Raw genomic sequence first — 18,992 nt, 5'->3', positions numbered from 1 at the left:
AGTTATTATATCGGCTGTAATTAATGAGGTCATACCCAAATGGATAGTTCGTTTACTCCCATTGAGCAAATGCTCAAGTTCCGCGCCAGCCGTCACGAAGATTTCCCTTTCCAGGAGATTCTGCTCACCCGCCTCTGTATGCACATGCAAGGTAAGCTACTGGAAAACCGCAATAAGATGCTGAAAGCGCAGGGGATTAACGAGACATTATTTATGGCGCTGATCACCCTGGAGTCTCAGGAAAACCACAGCATTCAGCCCTCCGAGCTGAGCTGCGCGCTGGGATCGTCACGCACCAACGCAACCCGTATTGCCGATGAACTGGAAAAACGCGGCTGGATTGAGCGTCGCGAAAGCGACAACGATCGTCGCTGCCTGCATCTGCAACTCACCGACAAAGGTCATCAGTTTTTACGCGAAGTTTTACCGCCGCAGCACAACTGCCTGCATCAGCTCTGGTCTTCCCTGAGTACCAGCGAGAAAGACCAACTCGAGCACATCACCCGCAAACTGCTTAGCCGCCTTGACCAGATGGAAGAGGATGGCGTACTGGCGGAGTCGCTGCGCTAAGCGCGGGAACTGCTCAAAACTTTTTCTGGATTGACAAGGAAAAACAGACAGGCCAGCAGATCATCTGCTGGCCTGTCTGATAAACAGGTCGGCTCAGCCGATGTGAAATAATAAGATCGTGGAGAATAACATGAGCGCAAATGCGGAGAGCCAAACCCCGCAGCAACCGGACAGCAAGAAGGGCAAACGCAAAGGCGCCCTTCTGCTACTGACATTGCTCTTTATTATTATTGCCGTGGCATACGGAATTTATTGGTTTTTGGTACTGCGTCATTATGAAGAAACCGATGACGCTTACGTGGCAGGGAACCAGGTGCAAATCATGGCGCAGGTGTCCGGCAGCGTGACGAAAGTCTGGGCCGACAACACCGATTTCGTGCAGCAAGGCGATCCGCTGGTCACTCTTGACCAGACCGATGCCCAGCAGGCATTTGAAAAAGCGAAAACCCAACTGGCCGCCAGCGTTCGCCAGACGCGTCAGCAGATGATCAACAGCAAACAGCTGCAGGCGAATATCGACGTCAAGAAAACCGCGCTCTCTCAGGCACAGACCGACCTCAACCGTCGTATCCCGCTGGGCGCCGCCAACCTGATTGGCCGCGAAGAGCTGCAGCACGCTCGTGATACCGTCGCCAGCGCCCAGGCCGAGCTGGATGTCGCCATCCAGCAATTCAACGCCAACCAGGCTATCGTGCTGAATACCCGCCTGGAGCAACAGCCGGCGGTTCTGCAGGCGGCGACGGATGTCCGTAACGCCTGGCTTGCGCTGCAGCGTACGCAAATCGTCAGCCCGATTAGCGGCTACGTTTCCCGTCGTGCCGTGCAGCCCGGCGCCCAGATTAGCCCGACCACGCCGCTGATGGCGGTGGTGCCGGCCACCAATCTGTGGATCGACGCCAACTTTAAAGAGACCCAGCTGGCGCATATGCGCATCGGCCAGGAAGCGACCGTCATCAGTGATATTTACGGCGATGATGTGAAGTACACCGGCAAGGTCGTCGGGCTGGATATGGGGACCGGCAGCGCGTTCTCACTGCTGCCGGCACAAAATGCCACCGGTAACTGGATCAAAGTGGTCCAGCGTCTGCCGGTACGTATTGAGCTCGATGCCAAACAGCTGGCTGAACATCCGCTGCGTATTGGGCTTTCAACGCTGGTTGAGGTGAACACCACCAACCGCGACGGCGAAATGCTGGCTAACCAGACGCGCAAATCTCCGGTTTATGAAAGCAATGCCCGTGAAATCGCCCTTGAGCCGGTGAACAAACTGATCGACGGTATCATCCAGGCTAACGCGGGATAATTCGGAGTGAGCGTAATGCAACAGCAAAAACCGCTGGAAGGCGCGCAGCTGGTCATCATGACCATTGCGCTGTCGCTTGCGACCTTCATGCAGGTGCTGGACTCCACTATCGCCAACGTGGCCATTCCGACCATTGCCGGGAACCTTGGCTCATCGTTGAGCCAGGGGACCTGGGTTATCACCTCCTTCGGGGTGGCGAATGCCATCTCAATTCCGATCACCGGCTGGCTGGCAAAACGCGTCGGGGAAGTGAAGCTGTTCCTGTGGTCGACGGTGGCGTTCGCCATCGCCTCCTGGGCCTGTGGGATGTCCAACAGCCTGACGATGCTGATTTTCTTCCGCGTGATTCAGGGGATCGTCGCCGGTCCGCTGATCCCGCTGTCGCAAAGTCTGCTGCTCAGCAACTATCCGCCGGCCAAACGCTCTATCGCGCTGGCGCTGTGGTCGATGACGGTGATCGTCGCGCCGATTTGTGGCCCTATTCTCGGCGGCTATATCAGCGATAACTACCACTGGGGCTGGATCTTCTTCATCAACGTGCCGATCGGCATTGCGGTCGTGGTGATGACGCTGCAAACCCTGCGCAGCCGCGAAACCCGTACCGAACAGCGGCGGATTGACGGCGTTGGCCTGGCGCTGTTGGTGATCGGTATCGGCAGCCTGCAGGTGATGCTTGACCGCGGTAAAGAGCTGGACTGGTTCGCCTCCAACGAGATTATCGTGCTGACAATCGTGGCGGTGATCGCCATCAGTTTCCTGATCGTCTGGGAGCTGACCGACGACAACCCCATCGTCGACCTCTCGCTCTTTAAGTCGCGAAACTTCACCATTGGCTGCCTGTGTATCAGCCTCGCCTATATGCTCTACTTCGGCGCTATCGTGCTGCTGCCGCAGCTGCTGCAGGAGGTCTACGGCTATACCGCCACCTGGGCCGGTCTGGCTTCCGCGCCGGTGGGGGTTATTCCGGTGATCCTGTCGCCGATTATCGGTCGCTTTGCCCATAAGCTCGATATGCGCCGGCTGGTGACCTTCAGCTTCATCATGTACGCAGTGTGCTTCTACTGGCGCGCCTGGACCTTCGAGCCTGGCATGGACTTCGGCGCCTCGGCGTGGCCGCAGTTTATCCAGGGCTTTGCGGTGGCCTGCTTCTTTATGCCGCTGACCACCATCACCCTGTCCGGCCTGCCGCCGGAACGGCTGGCGGCGGCATCAAGCCTGTCGAACTTCACCCGTACGCTGGCAGGGTCAATAGGCACCTCGATTACCACCACCATGTGGACTAACCGCGAGGCGCTGCACCATGCGCAGCTCACCGAGTCGGTGACGCCCTATAATCCCAACGCCCAGCAGATGTATGACCAGCTGCAGGGATTAGGGATGACTCAACAGCAGGCGTCCGGCTGGATAGCGCAGCAGATAACTAACCAGGGGCTGATTATCTCCGCCAACGAAATTTTCTGGTTCTCGGCGGCGATATTTATCCTTCTGCTGGGGCTGGTGTGGTTTGCCAGACCGCCGTTTAGCGCCGGGGGCGGCGGCGGCGGCGCGCACTAAGGTTTGACCTGAAGGGATCTGCGGATCCCTTTTTTATTGCCGGTTCTACGCCAACCTTGTCCAGTTCTCGCTAGTTTCTGTCCAGTTTGCTAAAGCAGCCCGCTCTGCGCTTCGGCAGGATAAAGATCCGACACAAGGAGAGAACTATGCTGACAAATCCCGGTGAAAAATATCGCCCCTGGCCGCCCATTTCCCTGCCCGACCGCCGCTGGCCGGATAACCCGATAACCCACGCACCGCGCTGGCTCTCTACCGACCTGCGCGACGGCAATCAGGCGCTAGCCGAACCGATGGACAGCGCACGTAAGCTGCAGTTTTGGGAGCTGCTGCTGGAGTGCGGATTTAAAGAGATTGAAGTCGCCTTCCCCTCGGCATCGCAGACCGACTTCAACTTCGTCCGTCAGCTGATTGAGGAACGGCGCATTCCAGAAGATGTCACCATCCAGGTGCTGACCCAGGCGCGAGAAGATCTTATCCTGCGGACCTTTGAATCGCTGCGCGGCGCCGATTGCGCCACCGTCCATCTGTACAACGCCACCGCTCCGCTGTTCCGCAAGCTGGTTTTCGGGATGGATAAATCACAGGTCATTGAGCTGGCCACCCGCGCCACTCGCTTGATTCGCCAGCAGTGCGAAGAGCAGCCGCAGACCCGCTGGCAGTATGAATACTCCCCGGAAACCTTCTGCTTTACCGAGCCGGAATTTGCCCTGGCTATCTGCGAGGCGGTAGCGGATATCTGGCAGCCCTGCGCACAACGACCGATGATTATCAACCTGCCCGCCACCGTCGAGGTCAGTACCCCGAACGTTTACGCTGACCAGATTGAGTTTTTCTGCCGCCATTTCTCCCGCCGGGCCGATGTCTGCATTAGCGTTCATCCGCATAATGACCGGGGGACCGGCGTTGCCAGCGCGGAGCTGGCGGTGATGGCCGGCGCCGACCGCGTAGAAGGCTGTCTGTTCGGTAACGGCGAGCGTACCGGCAACGTCTGTCTGGTCACCCTGGCCATGAATCTCTACAGCCAGGGGATTACGCCGCGGCTCAGCTTCCCGGAGATGAAACGGGTAGTCGAAGTGGTGGAGAATTGCAATCAGCTGCCGGTTCACCCGCGCCATCCGTGGGCCGGCAGCCTCGCCTACACCGCCTTTTCCGGTTCTCATCAGGATGCCATTAAGAAGGGATTCGATGCCCGTCAGCCCGGCGATCGCTGGGAGATGCCCTACCTGCCCGTCGACCCGCAGGACATCGGCTGTAGCTATGAAGCGGTTATCCGCGTCAACAGCCAGTCCGGTAAGAGCGGCAGCGCCTGGTTAATCGAACAGAATCACGGACTGAAGCTGCCCCGCGCGCTGCAGCAAGATTTCAGCCTGCACGTTCAGCGAGAGACCGATACACATGGCAAAGAGATGACGCAGAATGCCCTCTGGCAGCTGTTCCGTTCCCGTTACGGGCTGGTTGCGCAACCGCCGCTGGCGCTGCTGGAGTATAAAACCGACAGCCGACAGGACGGCCAGCTTGCGTTGCAGGGGACGCTACGGGTCAACGGTGAGACGCGTCGTCTTCAGGCTCACGGTAATGGCCTGCTCTCCGCGGCCGCCAGCGGCCTCAGCGCGCTGCTGAAGCAAGCGTTCGTCATTAAGGACTATCACGAGCATACGCTCGGTGAACGCAGCGACAGCCGCTCAGTGGCCTATATTCGCTGTATTTTCCCCAATGGCGACAGCCGCTGGGGCGTTGGAATCGATAATGATGTGGCGCGCGCCTCATTGCAGGCGCTGTGTCATGCGGTCGGCGCAGATGCTCAAGCCGGCGGACGGAAGTAATCGCTGGGGGCGACGCCCATCACCCGACGAAACATCGCGCTGAAAGCGCTATGGCTGCCATAGCCCAAATCCAGCGCCACCCGCAGCACCGATTGTCCCTGCGCCAGGCGAACCAGCGCTTCCATCAGCTTCGCCCGGCGCACCCATTCACTCCAGGTGAGCGTGGTCTGCTGCTGGAAATGACGGTTGAGCGTGCGTTCGCTCATATTGCTCTCTTTCGCCGCCTGCTGGCTGCTCCAGACTTCCCCTGGCATTTCCCGCACCTTGTGACATAAACGGCGCAGCGCCTCGCTCCGGGGCTCCAGCAGGCCAAACGGCAGCACCGTCATACCGCGAATCTCATCGAGAATGAGTTCATAAATGCGCTCGTCGCGACTGCCGGGTTCATAGCGCTCCGCCAGAGCCAGCGAGGAGACGATCAGCTCACGCAGCAGCGGCGTGATCTGCACGATCTGGCACGAGGACGGTAGATCGGCCCGGGCGAGCGGATCGATAAACAGCGTGCGGGCCGCGACCTGCCCGGTGATACGCAGCGCGTGGGGCGTACCTGCCGGCAGCCAGACGCCGCGTCCGGGCGGGACGACCCAGTAGCCCACCGGCGTATCAACCCGCACCACGCCGCTGAGGATATGCAGCAGCTGGGCGCAGTCATGCTGATGCCACGGTTCGCTATCACCGTGAGCGTAATCATGGGCAAACGGCACCAGGGCGCGGTATTGAAACGAGAAGGTTAAGGTCGTCGACATAGCGGCGCAGGAAGAGCGGCCCGGCGGAAATCGCCGGACCGACAAGCAGAACTAAATGTGCAGTTCTTGCAGGGTTTCTTTCGGCAGGGCCAGCTCATCGTTGCTGTTGATGCGCACATCGCGCTCGATGATATGGCGTGCGATCTCCTGAGCTTCTTCCAGCGAGTGCATGGTATAGGTACCGCACTGGTAGACGTTCAGTTCCGGGATCTGCTTCTGATCTTTCACTTTCAGCACATCGGCCATCGCCGCTTTCCAGGCGTCGGCTACGCGCTGCTCATCCGGCGTACCAATCAGGCTCATATAGAAGCCCGTACGGCAGCCCATCGGAGAGATGTCGATAATTTCCACACCATTGCCGTTCAGGTGGTCGCGCATAAAGCCCGCGAACAGGTGCTCAAGAGTATGGATCCCTCTTTCCGGCATCACTTCCTGGTTTGGTACGCAAAAACGCAGATCGAAAACGGTAATTTCATCGCCGTGCGGCGTGTTCATTTTCTTCGCAACGCGCACCGCCGGTGCTTCCATGCGGGTATGGTCGACTGTGAAACTATCTAACAACGGCATTCTTCACCTCCGATAGTGATTTTTTTTAAAATAAAATGAACTCTTCTTACACCCGCGAGTCTGAGTATATGAAAGACGCGCATTTATTATCATCATCATCCCTGAATCAGAGATGAAAGTTTGGCCACATTGATGTGGCCTTTTTCTTTTGTACCGCTTTTTGCTACGCGTGTCTTGCTAACAGGGCTTCAAACGGCTCGCTATCTTCCGCTTCCACCTTCTGCTGGCGCTTCACTGAAGCTTCACGTTCAGCGATAAAATCGTCTTCACGTAAAATTTCCAGCGGCTCTTCCCGCAGCATCGTACGATATTGATCGGCCAGCTCCCTACCGGTGCCGCCAATCCCTTCTTCAAGCATAGAACGCAGAATGCGGGCTGAGAAAGTTAATTCCGGATCGTCGAAGCTGGCAACCAGCTCGTCACACACCTGCTGGTAGGCTTCGCCACCGTGGATGCTATCTAACGTCTGCGCCACGCGACGCAAATCACGGAACAGATCTTTACCCACTTTAGCCAGCGGGAACTGCGCGCTTTCGCAGCCGATACCCAGCGTCAGGCCCGGCTTACGGCCTTCCAGAATCACGCGATTCCAGTTGGTGCGCGTGCACAGCAGCTCATCGCTGCTCATTTCCGGCGCATCGGCCAGCACGCACCAGACCATAAACAGGTCGAGGAAACGCACCTGCTGCTCGTCAACGCCAATCGGCGAGAACGGGTTGATATCCAGCGAGCGGACTTCGATATATTCAATACCGCCGCGCAGCAGCGCATCGGAAGGGGTCTCACCGCTGCGGGTCACACGCTTCGGCCGAATTGGCGCGTAGAGTTCGTTCTCAATCTGCAGAATATTGCTGTTGATTTGCAGATGCTTGCCGTCTTTCTCGAGGCCAATCCGGGCATACTCTTCCGACGGCGTTTTAATCGCCCGCTTCAATCCTGCCACATACTCGTGGAGATCGTTAAACGTAATCCCGAGATTGCTTTGCGACTTATTGGTATAACCCAGATCGCTCAGGCGCAGCGAGGTCGCATAAGGCAGGTAGTACATGCCATTTTCCGCTTTCTCAAACGGCAGCGTCGTCGGTTTGCCCTGCAGGAACGAAGAGCAGATGGCCGGGGAGGCGCCGAACAGGTATGGGATCACCCAGCCAAAGCGGTAATAGTTACGAATTGAACGGAAATAGCCGGCGGAAATCGCCTCTTTGCCGCTCTCCGCATCGTCAACGCCGCACTTCGCCTGCCAGAAAGCCATCGGCAGCGAGAAGTTATAGTGCACGCCGGAGATAGTTTGCATCAGCGCGCCATAGCGGTTCTTCAACCCCTCGCGGTACAGCGTTTTCAGACGGCCAATATTCGAGGTGCCATACTGCGCCAGTTCGATGTCCTGACCAGGAGCAATGTAGCAAGGCATGCTCAGTGGCCACATCCGCTCATCGCCCAGCTGGCGAGCGGTATAGCGATGAACATCGCGCATAATGGTGAGCATATGCTGAATGTCGCCATCAACCGGCGTAATAAACTCCAGCAGCGCTTCAGCAAAGTCGGTAGTAATCCATTTATGGGTCAGCGCCGAGCCAAGGGCCTGAGGGTGACCGGTCGTCGCCAGTGAACCATCGGCATTGACGCGCAGCGTTTCACGCTCAAGACCACGTTGGATACCCTGAAGAGCCTGTGGATTTTTTTCCAGCCAGGCCAGCGCCTGTGATACATCCGGGATCAATTTGACCTCCCGCCTGTCGAAATCGTTTGAATAAGCATAATTGTAATGGTGACCATACAGGTTATCCCAGAAGACGTTACTGTTGCCGGTTCCGCGCACGAAAACCGGAGCGCACTGGCAGTACGTGCGGATTTCGGGCACAGCCCAGGTGCAAAATAACCGCTAACACGGCCTGCCGGGATAGTCTTAGTTCCACAATTAGTGCCACCACGTCATGCCCTGAAGCGTTACCACCGCAATGACGATATAGCGTAACGCTTTGCCAAGGCATAAGAAAAAAAGTACCGGCCCCCAGGAGATGCGCATCCATCCCGCCAGCAGACACAGTAAATCGCCGATAACCGGCGCCCAGCTTAATAATAATGTGACCGCGCCGTAGCGCTTTAACCAGCCGGTTGCTTTTTCCTGCCAGCGCGATGTTTTGCGCAGCGGAAACAGGCGCCCCAGAATAACGTTAGTTACCCCTCCAAGGCTATTGCCGATTGTTGCTATTAATACCAGGGCCCACGGTTGGCTTGCCCCCGTAAGTAGCATAGCAACCAGCACAACTTCCGAATTGCCGGGAAGTAAGGTGGCGCTCAAAAAACTACTGGCAAACAGCGAGATCAGCGACAGTGCGTCGCTCACAACAAGCGCACGTCCACGGCATCCATCCCCGCACGCTTCGCCGCCTGCAGACCAAAATCAGCATCTTCAAAAACGACGCATGTTTCCGGCGCGACACCCATGCGCTCCGCGCAAAGCAGAAAGGTATCGGGCGCGGGTTTATGATTCTGGACATGATCGGCGGCAATCACCGCCGCAAAGTAATGACGCAGGCCGAGGTGCGCCAACAGCGCCTCAGCTACCGCGCTTTCGCTGCCGGTACCGACCGACATCGGACGGCGCCCGTGCCATGCCTTCACCACCTCTATCAGCGGTAAGGGGCGCACGCTATCCAGCAGCATGGCCTTCACGGCCACGGTTTTTTCCTCCGCCAGGCGGTGGGGATCTAAATCAGCGTGATTCAGTTCGATAATCGCCTGGGCTATACGCCAGGTCGGAGAACCATTGAGCGCGACCATCGCCTGCTCGTCGAAACGCATTCCGTATCGGCCCAGGACCTCGTGCCACGCCTTACGATGCGTCGGTTCGGTATCAAGGATGGTGCCATCCATATCAAAGATCAGTCCTGCGTAACGTTCGTACATCGTGTTCTCACAAACCGGGTAAGAAAACGTTACTTTATCGCAAAAGGCGCATGTTGTCGCGGCCAGCGCCTCAGGCAATAAAGGCGCCTTCGGGGCGCCTTTATATGACTCACATCGTGATTTATTTGATTTTTAAATCATTCTCAACCAAACGAACGCCCTGCACTCTGCGGGTGACTTCTACCGCGCGGCTGGCATCCTTCGCTGATGAGACAAAACCACTCAGCTGAACACGTCCTTTAAAGGTCTGTACGCTAATTTCAGAAGACTTAATGTCTTTTTCGTTAAACAGCGCCGTTTTAACCTTCGTGGTGACGACGGTATCATCAATATAGCCACCGGTACTTTCCTTTGTGGGCGATCCCGCACAGCCAGCTAACGATACGGCTACCAGAAGCGTCGCACAAAACGCAGGTATTGCTTTGAACCATTTCATGGATTTCTCTCCTTGCACTCATCTCACCCAAATCAGATCGATACATACGGGTAAATTATAGTGGAAAGAGTCACTTGCCAATAAAAAAAGTTCACTAAGCGGCGTTGAAAGAGATCCGCCGCCGGAATGGTGTAAGCAGCTTTTGCCAGAAAAGGCAGACAAGGAACGGATAAATGGTTTGGGGTTTGGGGTTTGGGGTTTTACGAAAAAGGAGGATCTGAAGAAGATGGTGCATCCGGGAGGATTCGAACCTCCGACCGCTCGGTTCGTAGCCGAGTACTCTATCCAGCTGAGCTACGGATGCATCAGGGAGAACTGCTTTACTACATTATCTTCGCTGGTACTGGCGATTATCTCGTAGACCGTGAAACAACAGTTCGGCTGTCATTTCGGAGAAGATGGTGCATCCGGGAGGATGACTCACTTCGCTCGCCCTACGGGCCGTTGCTTACGCAACGTTATCCTCCCTGGTACTGGAGATTATCTCGCAGACCGTGAAACAACAGTTCCGGCTGTCATTTCGGAGAAGATGGTGCATCCGGGAGGATTCGAACCTCCGACCGCTCGGTTCGTAGCCGAGTACTCTATCCAGCTGAGCTACGGATGCATCAGGGAGAACTGCTTTACTACGCGTCAGTGTCACATCTAACACTTGCCACACTGAGTAAGATGGTGCATCCGGGAGGATGACTCGGCTGTCGCCTCGCCCTACGGGCCGTTGCTAATGCAACGTTATCCTTCCTGGTGCTTGCGGTTATTACCGCTACCTCAACCACCCCTTCATCGCTGAAGAAATGGAAAAATATGGTGCATCCGGGAGGATTCGAACCTCCGACCGCTCGGTTCGTAGCCGAGTACTCTATCCAGCTGAGCTACGGATGCAAAATGGCGGTGAGGCGGGGATTCGAACCCCGGATGCAGCTTTTGACCGCATACTCCCTTAGCAGGGGAGCGCCTTCAGCCTCTCGGCCACCTCACCACACGCCTCTTACGAGTGCTTCGAAGAACTTGTTTCTGCTCTTCGTCGCTGCGATGGCGCACATATTACTTTCTGGTACTTATAAGTCAAACAATTTTTCGAGACCTTTTTCCGTTTGCACACTTACCGCGCAATTAGCCTGCAAAAACGGCAAAAAGAGTGTTTTATCAACAGGAATTCAGGGGTTTCGGCCAGCGGCAGGCAAAAGATAAATGTTGCGAACGATGGGCTATAAACAAAAAACAAGGTAGCAGAAGAAGAAAAGTCAGAAAGAAAAACGGGAGCTGGGGGGGTGCGCCTCACGGAATCGCGAGGCGCGAAAACCTTAGTAACTGGACTGCTGGGATTTTTCAGCCTGGATACGCTGGTAGATCTCTTCACGATGCACGGAGACTTCTTTAGGGGCATTAACGCCAATACGTACCTGGTTACCCTTAACCCCTAAAACTGTCACAGTGACCTCATCTCCAATCATGAGGGTCTCACCAACTCGACGAGTCAGAATCAGCATTCTTTGCTCCTTGAAAGATTAAAAGAGTCGGGTCTCTCGTATCCCGGCATTATCCATCATATAACGCCAAAAAGTAAGCGATGACAAACACCTTACGGTGTAAGCAGTCACGGCATCACATTCTGTTAAACCTAAGTTTAGCCGATATACACAACTTCAACCCGACTTTATCGTTATCAGTGCTTCTCTCGCAAGCTACCGTTATCCGAGGATAACGGTAGCTATGCATTTATAGTTATTACAGTTTTGCGCTGACCCAGCCTTTCACACTGGCTAACGCTGCAGGGAGAGCAGACGCATCGGTACCGCCGGCCTGAGCCATATCCGGACGACCGCCCCCTTTGCCACCCACCTGCTGGGCGACCATACCAACCAGCTCCCCTGCTTTCACGCGATCTGTCACATCCTTAGACACACCGGCAATCAGAGAAACCTTACCATCCGCCACCGTGGCTAACACAACGACCGTAGAACCCAGTTGGTTTTTCAGGTCATCAACCATGGTACGCAGCATTTTCGGTTCAACGCCGGCCAGCTCGCTGACCAGCAATTTGACGCCGTTAATCTCTTCTGCTTTGCTGGAGAGGTTTGCGCTCTCCTGCGCCGCAGCCTGCTCTTTCAGCTGCTGCAGCTCTTTTTCCAGTAGGCGAGTACGTTCCAGCGCGGCACGCACTTTATCGCCAAGGTTATGGCTGTCGCCCTTCAGCAACTGTGCAATATCGCCCAGCAGATCGCTCTGCGCGTGCAGATACGCAATTGCGCCTTCGCCAGTCACCGCCTCAATACGGCGAACGCCGGCAGCGGTACCGGATTCAGAGGTAATACGGAACAGGCCAATATCACCGGTACGTGAGGCGTGAGTACCGCCGCACAGCTCGGTGGAGAAATCGCCCATGCTCAGTACGCGAACGCGATCGTCATATTTCTCGCCGAACAGCGCCATCGCGCCGGACTCTCGTGCCGCATCGATATCCATAATGTTGGTTTCAACCGGCAGGTTGCGACGGATCTGCGCGTTGACCAGATCTTCCACCGCGCGAATCTCTTCCGGCTTCATGGCTTCGAAGTGAGAAAAGTCAAAGCGCAGCGCTTTGTCATTCACCAGCGAGCCCTTCTGCGCCACATGCGTACCCAGAACCTGACGTAATGCCGCATGCATCAGGTGAGTCGCCGAGTGGTTCAGACGAATACGCTGACGGCGAGCCCGATCGACATCAGCCTCCAGCGCATCGCCCACTTTCAGCGCGCCATGGGTCAGTTTACCGATATGACCAATGGCCTGGCCGTATTTCTGCGTATCGTTGACCGCGAAGGAGAAGCCAGCGCCTTTCAGTTCGCCTTTATCGCCCACCTGGCCACCGGATTCTGCGTAGAACGGCGTTTGATCCAGAATGACAACCGCTTCCTGGCCCGCCGTTACGCTATCAACGGCTTTGCCGTCGATGAACAGCGCGGTCACTTTCGCGTTCAGTTCCAGGTGGTCATAGCCTTTAAATTCAGAAGCGCCGTCAACGCGAATCATCGCATTGTAGTCTGCGCCAAAGCCGCTGGACTCGCGCGCACGACGACGCTGCTCTTCCATTGCGGCTTCAAAGCCGGCTTCGTCGACTTTAATATTGCGCTCGCGGCAAACGTCAGCGGTCAGGTCAACCGGGAAACCATAGGTATCGTACAGGCGGAAAGCGGTTTCGCCATCCAGCGTGTCGCCCTTCAGCTTGCTCAGCTCTTCATCCAGCAGCGCCAGACCGCGCTCCAGCGTACGCGCGAACTGCTCTTCTTCGGTTTTCAGCACATGCTCAACCTGAGCCTGCTGCTGCTTCAGCTCTTCACCGGCGGCGCCCATCACCTCAATCAGCGGAGCAACCAGTTTCCAGAAGAAGGTCTCTTTCGCGCCCAGCATGTTGCCATGACGCACGGCACGACGAATGATACGACGCAGCACGTAGCCACGGTTTTCATTCGACGGGATGACGCCATCGGCAATCAGGAATGCGCAGGAACGAATATGGTCAGCGATAACACGCAGCGATTTGTTCGTCAGGTCGGTTGCGCCGGTGACTTTCGCGACGTTCTCAATCAGAGTGCGGAACAGGTCGATATCATAGTTGGAGTTGACGTGCTGCAGAACGGCAGCAATACGCTCCAGGCCCATACCGGTGTCGACGGATGGCTTCGGCAGCGGCTCCATGGTGCCGTCGGCCTGACGGTTAAACTGCATGAAGACGATGTTCCAGATCTCAATGTAGCGATCGCCATCTTCTTCCGGGCTTCCCGGAGGACCGCCCCAGATGTGGTCGCCGTGGTCGAAGAAGATTTCGGTACACGGACCGCACGGACCGGTATCGCCCATCTGCCAGAAGTTGTCAGAAGCGAACGCCGCGCCTTTATTATCGCCAATGCGGATAATACGCTCACGTGGAACGCCGACCTCATTCGCCCAGATATCGAAGGCTTCGTCATCGGTTTCGTAGACGGTAACCCACAGTTTATCTTTCGGCAGCGCGAACCAGTTTTCCCCGGTCAGCAGTTCCCATGCGTATTTGATGGCATCCTGCTTGAAGTAATCGCCGAAGCTGAAGTTACCCAGCATTTCAAAGAAGGTATGGTGACGCGCGGTGTAACCGACGTTTTCCAGATCGTTGTGTTTACCACCCGCACGAACGCAACGCTGCGCGGTCGTCGCGCGAGAATAATGGCGTTTGTCGAGACCCAGGAAAACATCCTTGAACTGGTTCATCCCGGCGTTGGTAAACAGCAGGGTCGGGTCGTTGTGCGGCACCAGGGAGCTGCTCGCAACGACCTGGTGTCCCTTGCTATGGAAAAAATCGAGAAACGCCTGACGGATCTCAGCAGTGCTCTTGCTCATAATTATCCTGAAATCAAGCTATACACTTCACCTTTCACGCTGCCTCTACGCGGGCTGCGCTCGTTCACCTCGGCCACGTACCTCTGTACGATCCAGGTGACTCACTCCCCTGCTGCCTTGACGCAGCGCGAATGATTTTGTGTATAAGGAATAATCGTCGTGGGCGCTGATTGCCTGTTAACAGCCAGCGACCGGACGGAATAAAGTGGGAATAAGATAAGTTTTCTTTACTGGGAAGTAAAATACCCGATGGGTCAATCTGCAAAATTTCGCCAGATTTCCTGAATATCTTCCATCAGGTAGCCACGGTACAGCAAAAACCGCTGGATTTTGACTTTATCAGCAAATGCCGTCGGGAGCGGTTCGCCATATTTGCGCTGCGCCTGCTCTTTCGCCAGCGCGGCCCAGTCAATATCACACTCGCGCATCGCGCTTTCGCTGACGTCGCGGGGAATACCTTTCTGATTGAGCTCCTGGCGGATACGCGCCGGGCCATATCCTTTGCGGCTACGGCTGCCAATAAACTGGCGAACAAAGCGACCGTCGTCCAGGTAACGGTTCTCAATGCACCAGGCGACAACGGTGTCTACCTCTTCCGGCGTGACGTCCAGCGTCTCCGGGCCATTTTTGCCCAGTACCGGAGCAGCGAGTTTACGCCGCAGCTCCTGTTCGCTATGGTCGCGCATCGCCAGGATGCGGATTGCGCGGTCCAGCAGGCGGGCATAGCCGGAACGGCGGGATGAAGGTTCAGTCACGGGCACCTCGACAATCAAAAAGCAAAAGGGCTGCATCCGCAGCCCTTCGTTATCTTTTAATGAGATTATCAGAAATCTTCGTGGGTTTCTTCTGCACCCGCGCCGTTACCGTCAACCACGAAGTCCGGTGTGGAGTCCTGGTTACTCAGCAGCAGCTCACGCACTTTTTTCTCAATCTCTTTTGCCGCCGCCGGGTTATCTTTCAGCCACGAGATAGCATTTGCTTTACCCTGGCCGATCTTATCGCCGTTGTAGCTGTACCATGCGCCCGCTTTCTCGATCAGCTTCTCTTTCACGCCCAGGTCAACCAGCTCGCCATAGAAGTTGATACCTTCGCCGTAAAGAATCTGGAACTCAGCCTGTTTAAACGGCGCGGCGATTTTGTTTTTCACGACTTTGACGCGGGTTTCACTGCCGATGACGTTGTCGCCATCTTTTACCGCACCGATACGACGGATATCGAGACGCACAGAGGCATAGAATTTCAGCGCGTTACCACCGGTGGTGGTTTCCGGGTTACCGAACATCACGCCAATTTTCATACGAATCTGGTTGATGAAGATCAGCAGCGTATTGGACTGCTTCAGGTTACCGGCCAGCTTACGCATCGCCTGACTCATCATACGCGCCGCGAGGCCCATGTGAGAGTCGCCGATTTCGCCTTCGATTTCCGCTTTCGGCGTCAGCGCCGCCACGGAGTCGACAACGATAACGTCTACGGCGCCAGAACGCGCCAGCGCGTCACAGATTTCCAGCGCCTGCTCGCCGGTGTCCGGCTGAGAGCACAGCAGGTTGTCGATGTCGACGCCCAGCTTACGCGCATAAACAGGATCCAGCGCGTGCTCTGCATCGATAAATGCACAGGTTTTACCTTCACGCTGCGCGGCGGCGATAACCTGCAGGGTCAGTGTCGTTTTACCGGACGATTCAGGCCCGTAGATTTCGACGATACGGCCCATCGGCAAACCGCCGGCGCCCAGGGCGATATCCAGTGAAAGCGAACCGGTGGAGATAGTTTCCACATCCATGGAACGGTCTTCACCCAGGCGCATGATGGAGCCTTTGCCGAACTGTTTTTCAATCTGGCCCAGTGCTGCCGCCAACGCTTTCTGTTTGTTTTCGTCGATAGCCATTTTTACTCCTGTCATGCCGGGTGAAACCGGGTGGTGAATTCTGTTCTGTTGAGGCAATTATACTGTATAGTCATACAGTATCAAGTATTTTGTAGAAATTGTTGCCAGAGGAGATTTAGCGCATAAGCCGTTGCCTGACGACGCACCGCCTCCCGGTCTCCGGCAAAACATTCACGCCGGGTAACGCCCTGCCCGTTCGCGCAGGCCACGCCAAACCACACCGTTCCGACAGGTTTTTCCGCACTGCCACCATCCGGCCCGGCGATGCCGCTTACCGAAATAGCATAGGTGGCACGCGCCGCACGCAGCGCGCCAACGGCCATCTCAACTACCACCGGCTCGCTTACCGCGCCATGGCCGAGGAGCGTGACCTCGCTGACGCCGATCATCTGCGATTTGGCTTCATTGCTGTAGGTCACGAACCCTCGTTCAAACCACGCTGAACTGCCGGCGATGTCGGTGAGCACTTTCGCGACCCAACCGCCGGTACAGGACTCCGCCGTGGTCACCGTCGCACCGCGAGCTTTTAATGCCAGCCCGACCTGCTCACTCAGTTGCTTTAATTCAGAATCTGTCATTATCGCCCCGTTTAAGCCAGATAAAGAGGCCATCAAAGATAGCACTTTCAGCACAGATATGGGGATGAGGTCATGAATTTACGAGGGGGCTTCCGAAAATGAGCGGCCCCGACGACGTCGGGACCGTCAACGCGCGGGTTACTTCATACTGGCGGCGATCAGTTCGACGTTATGACGTAACATTTTCACGTAGCTATCCGCCACGCCGCCGGGTTTCGAGAGCGCTTCCGGATAGAGCTCTCCCCCCGGCTGCGCGCCAGTAGCGGCCGCAATTTGTTTCACCAGACGCGGATCGAGCTGGTTTTCCATAAACCAGGTATGGACGCCGTCGGCTTTAATTTGTTGAATCAACGCCGCCACCTGCGCCGCGCTGGCTTCGCTTTCTGACGACAGCCCCTGTGGTGCCAGGAAGGTCACGCCATAGGCGCGGCCAAAGTAGCCAAACGCATCATGGCTGGTGAGCACTTTGCGTTTTGCCAGCGGAATTGCCGTAAACTGTTTTTTTGCCCAACCGTCGATTTCAGTCAGTTGGCCGATATAGCGTTGCCCGGATGTCTCCAGCGCAGCCTTATCCTGCGGATCGGCTTTGATCAGGCCGTTGAGAATATTTTGCGCGTAAAGCGCGCCGTTAGCGGCGCTGTTCCACGCATGAGGATCGGTAACCGTTTTCCCCTCCTCATTGAGCGTGTGCGTTTTTACGCCGGTAGACGCCACCACCAGTTCGCCTTTAAAACCCGAAGCTTTGATTAATCTGTCGACCCAGCCTTCCAGTCCCAGACCATTAACCACCACCACATCGGCTTTGCTCAGCAAGGCGCTATCCTGCGGTGAAGGTTCAAAGGTATGCGGATCGCCGTCCGGTCCCACCAGCGTATCAACATGGACATGTTCGCCCCCCACCTGCTGCACCATATCGCCCAGCACGGAAAAACTACTCACCACGTTGAGCGTTTTCGCCATCGCACCCTGCGTTGCGAGGCCTAGCGCCAGCGCCAGAATGACTGCGGTACGTTTCATCATATTTCCTTACCCCATTAATTTACGCCAGCTGACGACCAGTCGGCTGCGCGTGCCAAAAAACACCGAAATAAAAAAGATCCCGCTGGCGGTCAACACGATGGACGGCCCGGCCGGTAAATTCGCCGTCCACGACAGGCTTAACCCCATCCAGGCGCAAAAGCCGCCCATCAGCGCCGCCAGCAGCAAGGTACCCGGCAAGGTTCGCGCCCAGCAGCACGCCGCTACCGCCGGCAGCATCATCACGCCAACCGCCATCAGCGTCCCCAGCACCTGGAATCCAGCGACCAGATTGAGCACCAGCAGCGCCAGGAACAGACCGTGCAGCAGGGCCGGGAGCCGAGGATGGTTCACCTGCAGCCAGGCGCTATCAAAGGCTTCGCTAACCAACCCACGATAAAGCAGCGCGATGCAGAGCAGCGTCAGGCTGGCGACCCCGCTGACAAACAGCGCCGCGTCGTTATCCACCGCCAGAATCGAGCCAAACAGCAGATGCAGCAGATCAACGCTGGAGCCGCGAAGCGACACCAGCGTCACTCCCAGCGCCAGCGACCCGAGGTAAAACCCGGCAAAGCTGGCATCCTCTTTCAGCGGCGTGCGTCGGCTGACCCAGCCCGCCACCAGCGCCACGGCAATTCCGGCGATAAAACCGCCGATAGTCATGGCCAGCAGCGACATGCCGCTCACCAGGTAGCCCACCGCCACGCCGGGTAAAATGGCGTGCGACAGCGCATCGCCCATCAGACTCATGCGTCGCAGCAGTAAGAAGACGCCAAGCATGGTCGTGCTCAGAGAGAGCGCGAGGCACACCAGCAGCGCGCGGCGCATAAAGCCGAATTCAATGAAGGGCTGGAAAAAGGTATGCCAGATCATGCCAGCCTCGCAGAGCCGAAAGCGGGCAGCACGTCGTCCGTATTACCCCAGCGGGCGCGCTGCGGTTCCAGCAGCAGCGTTTCCGGGAAGTATTCAGCGACGCGCTGGTTATCATGCAACACCGCCAGTACCGTCTGCCCCTGCTGATGCATCTCAAGGATCAGCCCCATCAGCTCGCGGCTGGTGGCTTCATCAATGCCGGTAAAGGGTTCATCCAGCATAACCAGCGGCGCCTGTTGCACGATGACTCTGGCAAACAGCATTCGCTGGAACTGCCCGCCGGAGAGCGCCTCAATCGGCGTTTTCGCCATCGATGTCAGCCCCACGCGCTCCAGCGCGGCGCCGATACGCCGCCGGAACTCGCTACGGAT

The 18,992-nt window shown here is 56.6% G+C and carries 18 protein-coding genes and 4 tRNA genes; 4 read left to right on the top strand and 18 right to left on the bottom strand.

Going from position 1 to position 18,992, the window contains the following annotated elements; all coding sequences use genetic code 11:
- Positions 1-39: 39 nt before the first annotated feature.
- From mprA to leuA, 4 genes are all read left to right on the top strand, one after another.
- The gene (gene mprA / locus GRPL_RS15855; RefSeq protein ID WP_004866799.1) at positions 40-570 is read left to right on the top strand and encodes a transcriptional repressor MprA; all 531 of its coding nucleotides are present in this window, start codon (positions 40-42) and stop codon (positions 568-570) included.
- A gap of 130 nt (positions 571-700) precedes the next feature.
- Positions 701-1,873: a multidrug efflux MFS transporter periplasmic adaptor subunit EmrA gene (gene emrA / locus GRPL_RS15860; RefSeq protein WP_032691020.1), complete on the top strand. Its 1,173-nt coding sequence runs from the start codon at positions 701-703 to the stop codon at positions 1,871-1,873.
- A gap of 15 nt (positions 1,874-1,888) precedes the next feature.
- On the top strand, positions 1,889-3,427 hold the full coding sequence (gene emrB / locus GRPL_RS15865; protein ID WP_032691019.1) for a multidrug efflux MFS transporter permease subunit EmrB: 1,539 nt from the start codon (positions 1,889-1,891) through the stop codon (positions 3,425-3,427).
- Positions 3,428-3,573: 146 nt separating this feature from the next.
- Positions 3,574-5,250 carry a 2-isopropylmalate synthase gene (gene leuA, locus GRPL_RS15870; protein ID WP_032698961.1) on the top strand — a complete coding sequence of 559 codons (1,677 nt, stop codon included), beginning with the start codon at positions 3,574-3,576 and terminating at the stop codon, positions 5,248-5,250.
- On the opposite strand, the gene GRPL_RS15875 is transcribed toward leuA, so the two are convergent.
- From GRPL_RS15875 to GRPL_RS15960, 18 genes are all read right to left on the bottom strand, one after another.
- Positions 5,229-5,996, bottom strand: a complete 768-nt coding sequence (locus GRPL_RS15875) for an AraC family transcriptional regulator (RefSeq protein WP_032696786.1) — start codon at positions 5,994-5,996, stop codon at positions 5,229-5,231. The two genes, leuA and GRPL_RS15875, sit on opposite strands and share 22 nt — an antisense overlap.
- A 51-nt stretch (positions 5,997-6,047) precedes the next feature.
- Complete coding sequence (luxS, locus tag GRPL_RS15880) at positions 6,048-6,563, bottom strand: S-ribosylhomocysteine lyase (RefSeq protein ID WP_004866815.1); 516 nt, start codon at positions 6,561-6,563, stop codon at positions 6,048-6,050.
- Positions 6,564-6,726: 163 nt separating this feature from the next.
- Positions 6,727-8,283: a glutamate--cysteine ligase gene (gene gshA, locus GRPL_RS15885; protein WP_032691083.1), complete on the bottom strand. Its 1,557-nt coding sequence runs from the start codon at positions 8,281-8,283 to the stop codon at positions 6,727-6,729.
- A 198-nt stretch (positions 8,284-8,481) separates the two neighbouring features.
- Positions 8,482-8,910 (bottom strand): YqaA family protein, encoded by a 429-nt coding sequence (locus tag GRPL_RS15890; RefSeq protein ID WP_004866820.1) that lies wholly within the window; start codon positions 8,908-8,910, stop codon positions 8,482-8,484.
- Entirely contained in the window at positions 8,907-9,473 is a 567-nt protein-coding gene (gene yqaB, locus GRPL_RS15895; protein ID WP_032691016.1) for a fructose-1-phosphate/6-phosphogluconate phosphatase, read from the bottom strand. Before yqaB ends, GRPL_RS15890 begins: the two co-directional genes overlap by 4 nt.
- A gap of 121 nt (positions 9,474-9,594) precedes the next feature.
- Positions 9,595-9,909: a BON domain-containing protein gene (locus tag GRPL_RS15900; protein ID WP_004866826.1), complete on the bottom strand. Its 315-nt coding sequence runs from the start codon at positions 9,907-9,909 to the stop codon at positions 9,595-9,597.
- A 227-nt stretch (positions 9,910-10,136) separates the two neighbouring features.
- Positions 10,137-10,213: transfer RNA gene (locus GRPL_RS15905), tRNA-Arg, on the bottom strand.
- 226 nt (positions 10,214-10,439) lie between these two features.
- Positions 10,440-10,516 (bottom strand) — tRNA-Arg (locus GRPL_RS15910).
- Positions 10,517-10,714: 198 nt separating this feature from the next.
- Positions 10,715-10,791 (bottom strand) — tRNA-Arg (locus GRPL_RS15915).
- Positions 10,792-10,795: 4 nt separating this feature from the next.
- Positions 10,796-10,888 (bottom strand) — tRNA-Ser (locus GRPL_RS15920).
- Positions 10,889-11,213: 325 nt separating this feature from the next.
- Positions 11,214-11,399 (bottom strand): carbon storage regulator CsrA, encoded by a 186-nt coding sequence (gene csrA, locus GRPL_RS15925; protein ID WP_000906486.1) that lies wholly within the window; start codon positions 11,397-11,399, stop codon positions 11,214-11,216.
- Between the two features lie 238 nt (positions 11,400-11,637).
- The gene (alaS, locus tag GRPL_RS15930; protein ID WP_032691014.1) at positions 11,638-14,265 is read right to left on the bottom strand and encodes an alanine--tRNA ligase; all 2,628 of its coding nucleotides are present in this window, start codon (positions 14,263-14,265) and stop codon (positions 11,638-11,640) included.
- Between the two features lie 254 nt (positions 14,266-14,519).
- Positions 14,520-15,020: a recombination regulator RecX gene (gene recX, locus GRPL_RS15935; RefSeq protein ID WP_032691082.1), complete on the bottom strand. Its 501-nt coding sequence runs from the start codon at positions 15,018-15,020 to the stop codon at positions 14,520-14,522.
- Between the two features lie 68 nt (positions 15,021-15,088).
- A complete protein-coding gene (gene recA / locus GRPL_RS15940) occupies positions 15,089-16,153 on the bottom strand; it encodes a recombinase RecA (protein WP_032691013.1) in 1,065 nt (354 codons plus the stop codon).
- A gap of 80 nt (positions 16,154-16,233) precedes the next feature.
- A complete protein-coding gene (pncC, locus tag GRPL_RS15945) occupies positions 16,234-16,731 on the bottom strand; it encodes a nicotinamide-nucleotide amidase (protein WP_032691012.1) in 498 nt (165 codons plus the stop codon).
- Positions 16,732-16,869: 138 nt separating this feature from the next.
- Entirely contained in the window at positions 16,870-17,748 is an 879-nt protein-coding gene (locus GRPL_RS15950; RefSeq protein WP_032691011.1) for a metal ABC transporter substrate-binding protein, read from the bottom strand.
- A gap of 9 nt (positions 17,749-17,757) precedes the next feature.
- On the bottom strand, positions 17,758-18,621 hold the full coding sequence (locus GRPL_RS15955) for a metal ABC transporter permease (RefSeq protein WP_032691010.1): 864 nt from the start codon (positions 18,619-18,621) through the stop codon (positions 17,758-17,760).
- Positions 18,618-18,992: ATP-binding cassette domain-containing protein (locus tag GRPL_RS15960; RefSeq protein WP_032698959.1), on the bottom strand; the 375-nt coding region annotated here is incomplete at its 5' end. The genes GRPL_RS15960 and GRPL_RS15955, both read right to left, overlap by 4 nt.

The organism is Klebsiella planticola ATCC 33531, assembly GCF_000735435.1.
Taxonomy (GTDB): domain Bacteria; phylum Pseudomonadota; class Gammaproteobacteria; order Enterobacterales; family Enterobacteriaceae; genus Klebsiella; species Klebsiella planticola.
This window is presented reverse-complemented; position numbering and strand designations above follow the sequence as displayed.